The sequence below is a fragment of the Kitasatospora sp. NPDC001119 genome, assembly GCF_053598475.1.
This window is the reverse complement of the sequence record NZ_JBSFKI010000071.1, coordinates 1-15,727: the sequence shown is the minus strand read 5'-3', so window position 1 is coordinate 15,727 and position 15,727 is coordinate 1. Positions and strand designations below refer to the sequence as shown.

Here is a 15,727-nt window from a genome sequence, read left to right as displayed (position 1 = left end):
CCGCTCAGAGGCCGAATTCCGCATCTATCAGGGAGAGCACCTCATCCACCGATGCGGCTTGCAGTTCGAGGTCCGCCTCGACAGTGGCAGCCGCACCCGGGGCCGGGACACCCCTGACCGCCACCCCTGCACCCCTGAACTCGCGCCACTTGGCCAGCAGGGTCTCCAGCCTGACGGTGACCCGGCGGCCGTCCTCGTCGTCCAGCCCGGCGTCCGTGAGCGCCGCCTCCAGCGCGTCCAGCCCGGCGAACACGTCCGGTTCCCCGGCGGTGTCCTCCACCGGGGCCAGCCGGCCCGCCAGCAGGGCGGCCAGCGCCACCGGGTCCGGGTGGTCGAAGAGCAGCGTGGCGGGCAGCGGGAGGCCGGTGGCGCCGCCGAGACGGTTGCGCAGCTCGACCGCCGTCAGCGAGTCGAACCCCAGCTCCAGGAACCCCTTCCGGGGCTCCACCGCCTCCGGCCCGCGGTGCCCGAGCACCTCCGCGGTGAGCCGGCGGACCAGCTCCAGCAGGACGCGTTCGCGCTCCGCCCCGGAGACGCCGGCCAGCCTGGCCGCCAGCGCGTTCCCGTCCTCGGCCGCGGCGGCCGGGCCGTCCCGCTCCGGGGCCAGCGCCCGGACGGCCGGGAGCTCGGCGAGCAGCCGGCTGGGCCTGGCCGCGACGAACCCCGGCGCGAACCGGGACCAGTCCACGTCCACCACGGCGACCGCGGTGTCGCCCTGGGCCAGCGCGGCGTCCAGGGCGGCCAGCCCCGACTCCGGCGCCAGCGGGGTCACCCCGGTGCGCCGGGCGCGCTCCAGCACCTCGCCCCCGGCGGCCATGCCGCCCTCGTCCCACGGCCCCCAGGCCACCGAGGTGGCGGGCAGGCCGAGGGCCGCGCGCCGCTCGGCCAGGGCGTCCAGGTAGGCGTTGGCGGCGGCGTAGTTGGCCTGCCCGGGGGCTCCGAGCGTGCCGCTGAAGGAGGAGAACAGCACGAAGGCCGCCGGCTCCAGGTCCAGGGTCAGTTCGTGCAGGTGGCGGGCCGAGGCGGCCTTGGCCTTCAGGACGGTCGCCAGCCGCTCCGGGGTCAGCGCGTCGATCACGCCGTCGTCGAGCACGCCGGCGGCGTGCACCACCGCGGTGAGCGGGTGCTCGGCCGGGATGTCCGCGAGGAGCGCGGCGAGCCGGTCGCGGTCGGCGGCGTCGCAGGCCGTGACGGTCACGGTGGCGCCGAGGGCGCGGAGTTCGGCGGTCAGGTCGGCCGCGCCCGGGGCCCCGGGCCCGCTGCGGCTGGTGAGCAGCAGGTGGCGGACGCCGTGCTCGGCGACCAGGTGGCGGGCCAGCCGGGCGCCGAGCGCGCCGGTGCCGCCGGTGATCAGCACCGTGCCCTCCGGGTCCCACCCGGGCGCGTCGCCGCGCCGGGCCGACGGCGCGGGCAGCAGCCGCCGCCCGTACAGGCCGTCGGGCCGCACCGCGACCTGGTCCTCGCCGGACGCGCCCGTCAGCAGCGCGGCCAGCCGGTCCCCGGCCGGGCCGTCGAACTCCTCCGGCAGGTCCACCAGGCCGCCCCAGCGGTCGGGGTGCTCCAGCGCGGCGGCCCGTCCCAGGCCCCACAGCGCGGCCTGCGCCGGGTTCGCGACCTGCCCGCCGACCGTCACGCCGGCCCGGGTCGCGCACCAGAGCGGGGCGTCCGGGGCGAGGTCGCCGAGGGCCTGGAGCAGCGCCACGGCGCCGGAGGCGACGGTGTGCTCGTCGGCGCCGTCCGCGAGGGCCAGCAGCGAGAGCACCCCGGTCGGGGCCGCGCCGTCCAGGGCCTGCCGGAGCGGGCCCGCCAGGGTGCTCCGGTCGAGGCCGTCCGGGCCGACGGTCACCCGCAGCAGGTCCGCGCCGTGCCGTTCCAGCGCCGCCAGGGCGCCCTCGACGGCCGCCGGGGCGCCCCCGGCGGGCAGCACGGCCAGCCAGCTGCCCGCCGGGCGGTCGGCCCGCGGCAGGACGGCCGCCGGCTCCGGGAGCCGCTGCCAGCCCGCCCGGTAGCGCCAGGAGTCGAGCCGGGAGCCGTCCCGCTTGCGGTGGCGCCAGGAGGACAGCGCGGGCAGCACCTCGCCCAGCGAGCGCTGCTCCTCCTCGGCCAGCCGGAGGCTCGCGCCGAGCGCGGCCAGGTCCTGCTGCTCGACGGCCGCCCAGAAGGCGGTGTCGACCGGGTCGGCCGCCGGTGCGGGGCCGTCCAGCCAGAACCGCTCGCGCTGGAAGGCGTAGGTGGGCAGCTCCACACGGCGGGAAGCGGCGGCTCCGGCCGCGGCGAAGAAGGCCGGCCAGTCCACCTCCGCGCCGAGCGTGTGCAGCGCGCCGACCGCCCGGACCAGGGCCGCGGCCTCCGGCCGGTCCCGGCGCAGCGCGGGCAGCAGGGCGAAGCCGCCCTCGGGCGCCGTCCCGGCCAGGCAGTCCTGGCCCATCGCGGTCAGCACGCCGTCCGGGCCCAGCTCCAGGTACCGGTTCACCCCGTCGGCGGCCAGCCGCCGGAACACGTCGTCGAAGCGGACGGCGGCACGGATCTGGCCGACCCAGTACTCCGCCGTGCACAGCTCCTCGGCGGCCACCGGGCGGCCGGTGCCGGAGACCACCGGGATCCGCGGCTCGTGGTACGTCAGCGCCGCCGCGACCTCGCGGAACTCCGCCAGCATCGGGTCCATCAGCGGGGAGTGGAAGGCGTGGCTGACCCGCAGCCGCCGGGTGCGGTGCCCGGCGTCGGCGAGCTGCCCGGCGATCCGCAGGACGGCCTCCTCCGGGCCCGCCAGCACGGTGGCGCGCGGGCCGTTGACGGCGGCCACGGCCACGGCCACCTCGTCGCCGAGCAGCGGCAGCACCTCGGCCTCGGCGGCCTCCACGGCCACCATCGCGCCGCCGGCGGGCAGTCGCTCCATCAGCCGGCCGCGGGCGGCGACCAGCGTGGCGGCGTCGGCCAGCGACAGCACCCCGGCCGCGTGCGCGGCGGCCAGCTCGCCGACGGAGTGCCCGGCCAGGAAGTCGGGCCGCACGCCCCAGGACTCGACCAGGCGGTAGAGGGCGACCTCGACGGCGAACAGCGCCGGCTGGGTCCAGCCCGTACGGTCCAGGGGTTCGCCTCCCTCGGCGATCACCTCGCGCAGCGGGCGCTCCAGGTGGCGGTCCAGCTCGGCGCAGACCTCGTCGAACGCCGCCGCGAACACCGGGTACGCCGCGTACAACTCGCTGCCCATGCCCACGCGTTGGGTGCCCTGGCCGGTGAAGAGGAAGGCCGTGCGGCCGGGGGAGGCCGTGCCGCGCACCAGCTCGGGCGCCGCTTCGCCGGCTGCGAGCGCCTCCAGTCCGGCCCGCAGGCCGTCCGGGTCGGCGGCCACCAGGGCCGCGCGGTGGGCGAACTGTGTGCGGGAGACGGCGAGGGAGAGGCCGAGGTCGGCCGAGGCGGCCTCGGTGTCCAGGTGGTCGCGCAGGCGGCGGGCCTGGTCGCGCAGGGCCTGGTCGGTCTTGGCGGAGAGGAGGAAGGGGAGCGCGCCCGGTGCGGGAGCCTCCTCGGCGGGCACCTCGTCGGCGGGCTGCTCCTCGGGGGCGTGTTCGAGGATGACGTGGGCGTTGGTGCCGCTGACGCCGAAGGAGGAGACGCCGGCCCGGCGCGGGCGGCCGGTCTCCGGCCATTCCCGCTCCTCGGTGAGCAGCTCCACCGCGCCCGCCGACCAGTCCACCTGCGAGGACGGCGCGTCCACGTGCAGGGTGCGCGGGACGGTGCCCCGGCGCATCGCCTCGACCATCTTGATCACGCCGCCGACCCCGGCGGCGGCCTGGGTGTGGCCGATGTTGGACTTCAACGAGCCGAGCAGCAGAGGCCGTTCGCGGTCCTGGCCGTAGGTGGCCAGCAGTGCCTGCGCCTCGATCGGGTCGCCCAGCTTCGTGCCCGTGCCGTGCGCCTCCACCACGTCGACCTCGGTGGCGGCCAGCCCGGCCCGGTCGAGGGCCTGGCGGATCACCCGCTCCTGGGAGGGGCCGTTGGGCGCGGTCAGCCCGTTGGAGGCGCCGTCCTGGTTGACGGCGCTGCCGCGCAGCACCGCCAGCACCGGGTGGCCGTTGCGCCGGGCGTCGGAGAGCCGCTCCAGCAGCAGCATGCCGACGCCCTCGCCCCAGCCGGTGCCGTCCGCCGCCTCGGCGAACGCCTTGCAGCGCCCGTCCGGCGCCAGCCCGCGCTGGCGGCTGAACTCGATGAACGAACCCGGCGTCGACATCACCGCGACGCCGCCGGCCAGGGCCAGCGAGCACTCGCCGGAGCGCAGCGCCTGGCCCGCCAGGTGCAGGGCGACCAGCGAGGAGGAGCAGGCCGTGTCCACGGACACCGCCGGGCCCTCCAGGCCGAGGGTGTAGGCGATCCGGCCGGAGGCGACGCTGGCCGAACTGCCGTTGCCCAGATAGCCCTCCACCTCCTCCGGGACGGTGCTGAAGCGGGCCGCGTAGTCGTGGTACGAGATGCCGGTGAAGACGCCCGTCCGGCTGCCCCGCGCCGACACCGGGTCCACGCCCGCGTGCTCGAAGGCCTCCCAGGAGGTCTCCAGCAGCAGCCGCTGCTGCGGGTCCGTCGCCAGCGCCTCGCGCGGGTTGATCCCGAAGAACGCCGCGTCGAACCCGGCCGCGTCGTACAGGAACCCGCCCTCGGAGGCGTAGCAGGTGCCGGGCTGCTCGGGGTCGTCGCTGAACAGCGCGGCGGTGTCCCAGCCGCGGTCCTGCGGGAAGCCGCCGACGGCGTCCCGGCCCTGGGCGACCAGCTGCCACAGTTCCTCGGGCGAGCCGACCCCGCCGGGGTAGCGGCAGCTCATCCCGATGATCGCGATCGGCTCCCCGGCGTCCACCGGGCCGGCGGTGGGGGCGGCCGCCGAGCCGTCCTCGCCGAGCAGTTCGCCGAGCAGCCGGGCGGCCACCGCCTCCGGGGTCGGGTGGTCGAACAGCAGGGTGCTCGGCAGCCGCACCCCGGTCGACCGGGCGAGCCGGTCGCGCAGCTCCACCGCCGTCAGCGAGTCGAAGCCCTGCTCCTGGAACGGGCGGACCACCTCGATCCCGTCGGCCGTGGGGTGGCCCAGGACCTCCGCCGCCAGGCCGCTCACCAGCTCCACCAGGGAACGGGAGCGCTCGGCGACCGGCAGGCCGGCGAGGGCGGAGCGCAGCGCCGAGGCGGCGTCGTCGGCGGGCGCGGGCCGCTCCTCGGCGCGCTCCAGCTCCCGCACCTCGGCCAGCGCGCCCAGCAGCGGGCTCGGCCGGACGGCGGTGAAACCGGGGTGGAAACGCGACCAGTCGACCTCGGTGACGGTCACGGCCGTGTCGTCCAGGTCCAGCGCCTGCCGCAGGGCCGCGACCGCGAGGTCCGGCGCCAGCGCGCCGAGGCCCATCCGCCGCAGCGGCCCCTCCTGGCCGGCCGACATGCCCTCCCCGGCCCACGGGCCCCAAGCCACCGAGGTGGCCGTCAGGCCGCGCGCCCGGCGCTGCTCGGCCAGCGCGTCCAGGAACGCGTTCGCCGCGCCGTACGCGGCCTGGCCGCCGCCGCCCCAGACCCCCGCGACGGAGGACATCAGCACGAAGGCGTCCAGCTCCTGCCCGTCCAGCAGCTCGTCCAGGTGCGCCGCTCCGGTCACCTTGGCGGCGCCGGACGCGGCCAGCGCGTCCGCGTCGAGCTCGCGCAGCGGCCCCATCGCCCCCGAGCCGGCCGCGTGCACCACGGCGCTCAGCGGGCCGAGCCCGTCCAGCAGCCCGGCCAGCGCCGCGCGGTCCGCGACGTCGCAGGCCGCCACCGTGACCCGGGCGCCCAGCGCGGACAGCTCGGCCTCCAGGGCGGCGGCCCCGGCGGCCGCACCGCCCCGACGGCCGGTCAGCACCACGTGCTCCGCGCCGTTCGCGGCCAGCCAGCGCCCGATCCGGGCCCCCAGCGCGCCGGTACCGCCGGTCACCAGCACGGTGCCGCGCGGCCGCCACTCGCGGCCCGCCGTGCCACCGGCCGCCCGGACCAGGCGGCGCGCGTACAGCCCGTCCGCCCGGACGGCGGCCTGGTCCTCGCCGGACCCGCCCGCCAGCACCGCGGCCAGCCGGTCGGCCGCCTTCCCGTCCACCGCCTCCGGCAGATCGACCAGGCCGCCCCAGCGCACCGGGCACTCCAGCGCCGCCACCCGGCCCAGGCCCCACAGCTGCGCCTGCGCGGGGCTGACCCGGTCGCCCGTCCCGGCCGCCACCGCGCCCCGGGTCGCGCACCACAGCGGCGCGTCCAGCCCGGCCTCGTCCAGGGCGTTCAGCAGCAGCACGGTGTCGGGCAGCGCGGCCGGCACCCCGGGCCGCGCCTCCCGCTCGTCCAGGGCCAGCAGGGAGAGCACGCCGTCCGGCTGCCGCTCCTTGGCGGCGGCCCGCAGCCGGGCGGCCAGCCCGGCACGGTCCTCGCCCTCGGCCGCCGCGACGGTCAGCACCCGCGCGCCGCGGGCCCGCAGCGCGGACAGCGCGCCGCCGGTGCCCTCCTCCGTCCAGCCGGCCGGCAGGACGGCCAGCCAGTCGCCGGAGAGCCCGGGCGGGGCGGCCGGGTCGGCGAGCCGCTGCCACTCGACGCGGTAGCGCCAGGAGTCCAGCAGCGAACGGTCCTGGCGCTCGCGCCGCCAGGAGGAGAGCGCGGGCAGCAGGTCGCCCAGCGAGCGCTGCTCCTCCTCGGCCAGCCGGAGGCTCGAACCGAGGGCGGCCAGGTCCTGCTGCTCGACGGCGGCCCAGAAGGAGGCGTCCGCCGGGTCGGCGGCGCCCGCGACGGGCGCGGCGTCCAGCCAGAAGCGGCGGCGCTGGAAGGCGTAGGTGGGCAGGTCCACCCGGCGCGCGCCGGAGCCGGCGAAGAACGCCGCCCAGTCGGCCCGCACCCCGCGCCCGTGCAGCGCCGCCACGGCGGACACGGCGGTCCGCACCTCGGCCCGGTCGCGCCGCAGCACCGACACGAAGGCCTCGTCGGCGTCGTCGCCATGGTCCCGGCCCATGGCGGTGAGCACGGCGTCGGGGCCGAGCTCCAGGAAGGTGGTGACGCCCTTCGCCCGGAGCGCGTCCACGGCGTCGTGGAAGCGGACGGTGTGGCGGGCGTGGCGGATCCAGTAGTCGGGGTCGGTGAGTTGCCCGGTGGTGGCGGGTTCGCCGGTGAGGGTGGAGACGATCGGGACGGCGGGGGCGTGGTAGGTGAGTTGGGCGAGGACGTCGCGGAACTCGTCGAGCATCGGTTCCATGAGCGGGGAGTGGAAGGCGTGGCTGACGCGCAGTTCGCGGGCCTTGTCGAACTGTGCGGCGACGGACCGGACTTCGGTGGCGTCACCGGCGATGACCAGGGAGCGGGGGCCGTTGACGGCGGCGATCGAGACCCGCTCGGTGAGCAGCGGCAGGACCTCCTCCTCCGTGGCCCGGAGCGCCACCATGGCGCCGCCGGAGGGGAGGTGCTCCATCAGACGGGCGCGGGCGGTGATGAGCCGGGCGGCGTCCGGAAGGGACAGCACCCCGGCCACATGGAAGGCCGCGACCTCGCCGATCGAGTGACCGGCCAGGAAGTGCGGCCGGACGCCCCAGGATTCGACCAGGCGGTAGAGCGCCACCTCGACGGCGAACAGCGCGGGCTGGGTCCAGCCCGTACGGTCCAGGAGTTCGCCGCCCTCGGCGATCACCTCGCGCAGCGGGCGCTCCAGGTGGCGGTCCAGCTCGGCGCAGACCTCGTCGAACGCCGCCGCGAACGCCGGGTACGCCGCATACAACTCGCTTCCCATGCCGGTGCGTTGGGCGCCCTGGCCGGTGAACAGGAACGCGGTCCTGCCGGCCGTCGTCGCGGTGATCCCGTCGCCCTCGGCCACCGCGGCCAGTCCGGCGGCGAGTTCGGCGCGGTCCGCGGCGACCACGGCGGCCCGGTGGGCGAACCGCGCGCGGCCGGTGGCCAGCGAGTAGGCCAGGTCGGTGAGGTCCAGCCCGGGGTCCGCGTCCAGCCGGGCGCGCAGCCGGGCGGCCTGCTCCCGCAGCGCGGGGACGGTCTTCGCCGACAGCAGGTACGGGGCGAGCGCGGGCGCCGTCCCGGCCGGCGCCTCGGCCTCCGGGTCGGCCGGGGCCTCCGGCGCCTGCTCGACGATGACGTGGGCGTTGGTGCCGCTGACGCCGAAGGAGGAGACCCCGGCCCGGCGCGGGCGGCCGGTCTCCGGCCAGTCCCGGGCCTCGGTGACCAGCTCGACCGACCCGGCCGTCCAGTCCACCTCGGGCGTCGGCTCGTCCACGTGCAGGGTGCGCGGGACGGTGCCCCGGCGCATCGCCTCGACCATCTTGATGATGCCGCCGACCCCGGCGGCGGCCTGGGTGTGGCCGATGTTGGACTTCAACGAGCCCAGCAGCAGCGGCCGTTCGCGGTCCTGGCCGTAGGCGGCCAGCAGCGCCTGGGCCTCGATCGGGTCGCCGAGGGTGGTGCCGGTGCCGTGCGCCTCCACCACGTCCACCTCGTCGGCCGCCAGCCCGGCGCTCTCCAGCGCCTGCCGGATCACCCGCTGCTGGGCGGGACCGTTCGGCGCGGTCAGCCCGCTGCTCGCACCGTCCTGGTTGATGCCCGAGCCGCGGACCAGCGCCAGCACCGGGTGGCCGTTGCGCCGGGCGTCGGAGAGCCGCTCCAGCAGCAGCATGCCGACGCCCTCGCCCCAGGCCGTGCCGTCCGCGGCGGCGGCGAAGGACTTGCAGCGGCCGTCCGGCGCCAGCCCGCGCTGGCGGCTGAACTCCACGAACCCGGCCGGGGTCGAGAGCACCGTGACGCCGCCGGCCAGGGCCAGCGAGCACTCGCCGGAGCGCAGGGCCTGGCTCGCCAGGTGCAGGGCGACCAGCGAGGAGGAGCAGGCGGTGTCCACGGTGACGGCCGGGCCCTCCAGGCCCAGCGCGTACGCCACCCGGCCGGAGGCCACGCTGCCGGCGCTGCCGTTGCCCAGGTAGCCCTCCACCTCCTCGGGAACGGACTGGAAGCGGGCCGCGTAGTCGGCGGTCGCGATACCGGCGAACACCCCGACCCGGCTGCCGCGCACCGAGGTTGGCGCGATTCCGGCCCGCTCGAAGGCCTCCCAGGAGGTCTCCAGCAGCAGCCGCTGCTGCGGGTCCATGGCCAGCGCCTCACGCGGGCTGATCCCGAAGAACGCCGGGTCGAACTCGTCGGCCCGGTGCAGGAAGCCGCCCTCGCGGACGTAGCTGGTGCCCGGCGTCTCCGGGTCGGGGTCGTACAGCGCCTCGACGTCCCAGCCCCGGTTGACCGGGAAGCCGGAGATCGCGTCCACACCCCCGTCGACCAGCTGCCAGAGCTCCTCGGGCGAGGTCACCTCGCCGGGGTAGCGGCAGGCCATGCCGACGATCGCGATCGGCTCGCGGCCGGCGTCCACCAGCTGCCGGTTCTCCCGGCGCAGCCGCTGGATCTCCTTGAGGGAATCCCGGAGTGCCGCGACGACTTCCTGGGGTGCTGCGTTCATCACAAATCTCCGTACATCAAGCTCAGGTCGGGGCTAGGGGGCGGTGATCCGCGCCGGGTACTCGGCGCGGATCACCGGGGCCGCCTAGGAGTTGTCGCGGGCCAGGCGGAGCAGCTCGGCCAGATCCATGTCGTCGATCAGCTCGTCGCCGACCGCCTCGGCGGTGCCGGTCGCCCCGGCGCCGTCGCCCGCGGCCGGGCCGACGCCCGGCAGCTCGGGGTCCAGCGCCGTGCGCAGCTGCTTGGCGAGGGCGGCGGGGGTCGGGTAGTCGAAGATCAGCGTGCTGCTCAGGCGCAGACCGGTGGCGTCGGTGAGCAGCTTGCGCAGCTCGACCGCGGTCAGGGAGTCGAAGCCCTGCTCCAGGAAGCCGCACTCGGGGTCGAGGCCGCTGTGCGGGGCCTCGCCGAGCACCCCGGCGACGCACTCCTCGACCAGCTCCAGCAGCAGCTCGTCGCGCTCCGGCTCGGTGAGTCCGGCGAGCCGCTCCCGCAGCCCGGCGGACCGGTCCGGCCGCTCACCGGTGCCCGGCGCGTCGGCGTCCTGCGCGTCGGCCGGCCGCGGCGCGGGGGCGTCCGCCCTGGCGGCGCGCCGCCAGGCGGCGAGCAGCGGCAGCGCGGCCCGCAGTTCGGACGGGAGGTCCCCGGTGTCGCCCTCCAGTCGCAGGACGGCGGCCAGCGAGGCCTCGTCCTGCTGCTCGACGGCCGCCCAGAAGGAGGCGTCCAGCGGGTCGGCCGCCCCGGCCCCGGCCTTCGGCTGGACGACGTCCAGCCAGTACCGCCCGCGCTGGAAGGCGTAGGTCGGCAGGTCGACCCTGTGGCCGTCCGCGTGGAACGCCGTCCAGTCCACCGGCACGCCGCGCAGGTGCAGCGCGGCCAGCGCGGACGCCAGGGCGAACTCCTCGGAGCGGTCCCGGCGTTGCGCGGCGACCAGGGCCGCCCGGCCGCCGGCCGCCGTGCCGTCCAGGAACTCCTGGCCCATGGCGGTGAGCACACCGTCGGGGCCGAGCTCCAGGAAGGTGGTGACGCCCTCCGCCAGCAGCGTCTCCACGGCGTCGTGGAAGCGGACGGTGTGGCGGGCGTGGCGGATCCAGTAGTCGGGGTCGGTGAGCTGGTCGGTGGTGGCGGGTCGGCCGGTGAGGGTGGAGACGATCGGGATGACTGGGGCGTGGTAGGTCAGCTCGGCGAGGACGTCGCGGAACTCGTCGAGCATCGGTTCCATGAGCGGGGAGTGGAAGGCGTGGCTGACGCGCAGGTCGCGGGCCTTGTCGAACTGTGCGGCAACGGCGCGGACTTCGGTGGCGTCACCGGCGATGACGAGGGAGCGGGGGCCGTTGACGGCGGCGATCGAGACCCGCTCGGTGAGCAGGGGCAGGACCTCGTCCTCGCCGGCCCGGAGCGCCACCATGGCGCCGCCGGTGGGGAGGTGCTCCATCAGGCGGGCGCGGGCGGTGATGAGCCGGGCGGCGTCCGGCAGGGACAGCACCCCGGCCACATGGAAGGCCGCGACCTCGCCGATCGAGTGCCCGGCCAGGAAGTGCGGCCGGACGCCCCAGGATTCGACCAGGCGGTAGAGCGCCACTTCGACGGCGAACAGGGCGGGCTGGGTCCAGCCCGTACGGTCCAGGAGTTCGCCGCCCTCGGCGATCACCTCGCGCAGTGGCCGCTCCAGGTGGCGGTCCAGCTCGGCGCAGACCTCGTCGAACGCCGCCGCGAACGCCGGGTATGCGGCGTACAACTCGCTTCCCATGCCGGTGCGTTGGGCGCCCTGGCCGGTGAACAGGAAGGCCGTCCGGCCCGAGGCCGCCACCGCCCTCAGTACCCCGGGCGCCTGCGGCGTCCCGGCGGCCAGGGCCCGCAGCCCGGCCAGCAGGCCGTCCCGGTCCGCGGCGACCACGGCACCCCGGTGCGGGAACTGCGAGCGCGTGGTGGCCAGGGAGAGCCCGAGGTCGGCCGGGTGCAGCTCCGGCCGCTCCTCGACCAGCTCCAGCAGCCGCCCGGCCTGGCCGCGCAGCGCCTCCTCGGACCGGCCGGAGAGCACCAACGGCCGTACGGCCGGGCCCTCGTGGGTCCGCTCGGGGGCCGTCGGCGCCGGGTCGCCCTGCTCCAGGACGAGGTGGGCGTTGGTGCCGCTGATGCCGAAGGAGGAGACGCCGGCCCGGCGCGGGCGGCCGGTCTCCGGCCAGTCCCGCGTCGCGGTGGCCAGCTCGACCGCTCCGGCCGTCCAGTCCACGTGCGGCGAGGGCTCGTCGACGTGCAGGGTGCCCGGCAGGACGCCGTTGCGCATCGCGAGCACCGTCTTGATCACCCCGGCGACGCCCGCCGCGGCCTGGGTGTGGCCGAGGTTGGACTTCACCGAGCCGAGCAGCAAAGGCAGTTCGCGGTCCTGGCCGTAGGTGGCCAGCAGTGCCTGGGCCTCGATCGGGTCGCCCAGCTTCGTGCCCGTGCCGTGCGCCTCCACCACGTCCACCTCGCCCGCGGCGAGACCGGCGGCGGCCAGCGCCTGGCGGATCACCCGCTCCTGCGCGGTGCCGTTCGGGGCGGTGAGCCCGTTGGAGGCGCCGTCCTGGTTGACGGCGCTGCCGCGCAGTACCGCCAGCACGGGGTGCCCGTTGCGGCGGGCGTCCGACAGCCGCTCGACCAGCAGCATGCCGATGCCCTCGGAGAACCCGGTGCCGTCGGCGCCGGCCGCGAAGGCCTTGCAGCGGCCGTCCTCGGCGAGGCCGCGCTGGCGGGCGAACTCGATCAGCAGCTTCGGCGTGGACATCACGGTCACGCCGCCGGCCAGCGCCAGGTCGCACTCGCCGCGCCGCAGGGCGGCCGCCGCGAAGTGCAGGGCGACCAGCGAGGAGGAGCAGGCGGTGTCCACGGTGACGGCCGGGCCCTCCAGGCCCAGCGCGTACGCCACCCGGCCGGTGGCCACGCTGGCCGCGCTGCCGTTGCCGAGGTAGCCGTCGACCTCCTCGGGCACGTCCTGAACCCAGGTCGCGTAGTCGTGGTAGACCATGCCCGCGTACACGCCGGTCCGGCTGCCGCGCAGGCCGAGCGGGTCGATCCCGGCCCGCTCGAAGGCCTCCCAGGAGGTCTCCAGCAGCAGCCGCTGCTGGGGGTCCATCGCCAGCGCCTCACGGCGGTTGATCCCGAAGAACGCCGGGTCGAACCCGGCCACGTCGGTCAGGAAGCCGCCGGTCCGGGTGTAGGTGCGGCCCGGGGTGCCCGGCTCGGGGTGGTAGATGCCCTCCAGGTCCCAGCCGCGGTCGGCCGGGAACTCCGAGAGCACCGAACCGCCCTCGGCGAGCACCTCCCACAGCGCCTCCGGGGTGGCGATCCCCCCGGGGAAGCGGCAGCTCATCGCGACGATCGCGATCGGCTCGTCGGGGTCGGCCGCGGCCGCCACCGCCGCCGGGGCCGGGGCGGAGTCGTCCGCGTCCGCGCCGAGCAGCTCCTCGACCAGGTGCGCGGCGAGCGCGCGCGGCGTCGGGTGGTTGAACACCAGGGTCGCCGGAAGGCGCAGCCCGGTCGCGGAGTTGAGCCGGTTGCGCAGCTCCACCGCGGTCAGCGAGTCGAAGCCCAGTTCCTTGAGCGCCTTCTCCTCCTCCACGGCGTCGCCCGAGTCGTGCCCGAGCACCGCGGCGACGTGGCCGCGGACCAGGTCCAGCACGGTCCGCCGGCGGTCCTCGCCGGAGAGCCCGGCCAGGCGCCCGGCCAGACCGCCCGCCGGAGCGGCGTCCGGGGCACCGGCCGTGCGGCGGCCCGGGCCACCGGAGGCCAGGCCGCGCAGCAGCGCGGGGACGGTGGCCGCCCGGCCGCGCAGGTGGGCCCGGTCCAGCTGGATCGGCACCAGCACCGCCTCGCCCGAGGCCACGGCCGCGTCGAACAGGGCCAGTCCGGTCTCGGCGCTCATCGGCACCGCGCCGCCCCGCACGATCCGCTCCAGGTCGGCGTCGACGAGGCGCCCGGCCATGCCGGACCGCTCCTGCCACAGGCCCCAGGCCATCGAGACGGCCGGCCGGCCCTGGGCGCGGCGGCGCTGCGCCAGGGCGTCCAGGAAGCAGTTGGCGGCGGCGTAGTTGGCCTGCCCGGGGTTGCCGAGCACACCGGCCGCGGCCGAGAAGAGGACGAACCCGCCGACGTCGCCCGCCAGTTCGTGCAGGTTGAGCGCGCCGGTGACCTTGGGTGCGAGCACCCGGTCGAACTGCTCGGGGGAGAGGGAGAGGACGGTTCCGTCGTCCACCACGCCCGCGGTGTGCACCACGGCGGTGAGCGGGTGCTCGGCGGGGACGGCGGCGAGCAGCTCGGCGAGCTGCCGGCGGTCGGCGACGTCGCAGGCGGCCAGGGTGACCTCGGCGCCCGCCGCGCGCAGCTCGGCGAGGAGTTCGGCGGCGCCCTCGGCCGCCGGGCCGCGCCGGCTGGTCAGCAGCAGGTGCCGGGCGCCGTGGGCGGCGACCAGGTGGCGGGCGGTCAGCTCGCCCAGGCCGCCGATCGCGCCGGTGACCAGGACGGTCCCGGAGACGTCCAGCGGGACCTGCTCACCAGCACCCGCCTTCCCGGCGGCGGTCGGCGCCTTGGCCAGGCGCGGGGCGAGCAGGGCGCCCCGCCGGACGGCCAGCTGCGGCTCGGTGTCCACCGGCAGTGCGGCCAGCGGCAGTTCACCGCCGTCGTGGTCGACCAGGACCAGCCGGTCCGGGTTCTCCGACTGCGCGGAGCGGACCAGGCCCCACGCGGCGGCCAGGACCGGATCGGGCGCGCCTTCCCCGGTGGCGACCGCGCCGCGGGTTAGTACGGCCAGCCGGGCCTCGGCGAACCGCGGGTCCACCAGCCACTCCTGGACGAGTCGCAGCACCCGTACGGTCGTCGCGCCGACCGCGGCGGCCAGCTCGTCCGTCGCCTCGGACCCCTGGTACGGGGCGAGTTCCACCGCGACCACGTCGGGCACGGCCGCGCCGGCGTCCACCGCCGAGCCCAGCTCGGCCAGGGCGGCCAGGCAGTCCGTGCTGCCGGCGCCGTCCGTGCTGTCCGTGCCGTCGGCGCGGTCGGCGCTGTCGGTGCCGAGGAGCGTCCAGGAGCGGGCGGCCGGGTCGCCGGCCGGCACCGGCAGCCACTCGATCCGCAGCAGCGACTCGCGCACGGCCCGGTCGGCGGTGCGCAGCCGCTCGGCGGAGACGGGCCGCAGCAGCAGCGAGTCCACCGAGGCGACGGGCGCGCCGCCGAGGTCCGCGACGGTCAGCGACAGGGTCTCCGGAGCCGTCCGGGCCAGCCGGACGCGCAGCGCGGTCGCGCCGCTCGCGTGCAGCCGGATCCCGGCCCAGGAGAAGGCGAGCCTGCCCTGTTCGGCGTCCGGCACCAGGCCCATCGCGTGCAGGGCGGCGTCCAGCAGCGCCGGGTGCAGCCCGTAGCGGGCGGCCGCGGCCTGCTCGGTGGCGGGCAGGGCGACCTCGGCGTAGACCTGGTCGCCGTGCTGCCAGGCGGCTCGCAGGCCCTGGAAGGCCGGGCCGTAGTCCACCCCGGCGTCGGCGAGCCGCTGGTAGGCGTCGGTGACGTCCAGCGGGGTCGCGCCGGCCGGCGGCCACGCGGTGAGGTCCGCGGCGGACTCGTCGGCTGCCGTGTCGGCCGCCGCGTCGGTGGTCGCGTCGGTGGCCGCGGAGAGCGTGCCCGAGGCGTGCCGGGTCCACGGCTCGTCCTCGGCGGCGTCGGCCGGGCGGGAGTCGATCCGCAGCGGACGGAGGCCGTCCTGCTCCGCGCCGACCAGGACCTGGAGCCGGACCCCGCCGCGCTCGGGCAGGACCAGCGGGGCTTCCAGGGTGAGTTCGTCGAGGCGGCCGTAGCCGACCTCGTCGCCGGCCCGGACGGCCAGCTCCAGGAACGCCGTTCCGGGCAGCAGGGTCGCGCCCATCACGGTGTGGTCGGCCAGCCACGGCGTGCTGTGCCGGGAGAGCAGCCCGGTCAGCAGGTGGCCGTGCCCGTCCGCGAGTGGCACGGCCGCGCCGAGCATGGGGTGCTCGGGGGCGGTGAGGCCCGCCGTGGTGACGGCGGCCGCACCGGCCACGGTGTCCAGCCAGTAGCGGTTGCGCTGGAAGGGGTAGGTGGGGAGGTCGGTGCGGTGGCCGGTGGTGAGGAGCGGGGTGAAGTCGGCGGGGGCGCCGTGGACGTGGGCTTCGGCGAGGGAGGTGAGGAAGCGGCGGGTGCCGCCGTGGTCGCGGCGCAGGGTGCCGAGGGTGTGGGCGGTGGTGTGGTGGAGGGTGTCCTGGATGGCGCCGGT

General features: G+C 77.2%; 2 protein-coding genes. Both read right to left on the bottom strand.

Going from position 1 to position 15,727, the window contains the following annotated elements; genetic code table 11:
• Window positions 1-4: 4 nt before the first annotated feature.
• On the bottom strand, window positions 5-9,472 hold the full coding sequence (locus ACWDD9_RS42400; RefSeq protein WP_449814608.1) for a type I polyketide synthase: 9,468 nt from the start codon (window positions 9,470-9,472) through the stop codon (window positions 5-7).
• 84 nt (window positions 9,473-9,556) lie between these two features.
• Window positions 9,557-15,727: type I polyketide synthase (locus tag ACWDD9_RS42395; RefSeq protein WP_449814607.1), on the bottom strand; the 6,171-nt coding region annotated here is incomplete at its 5' end.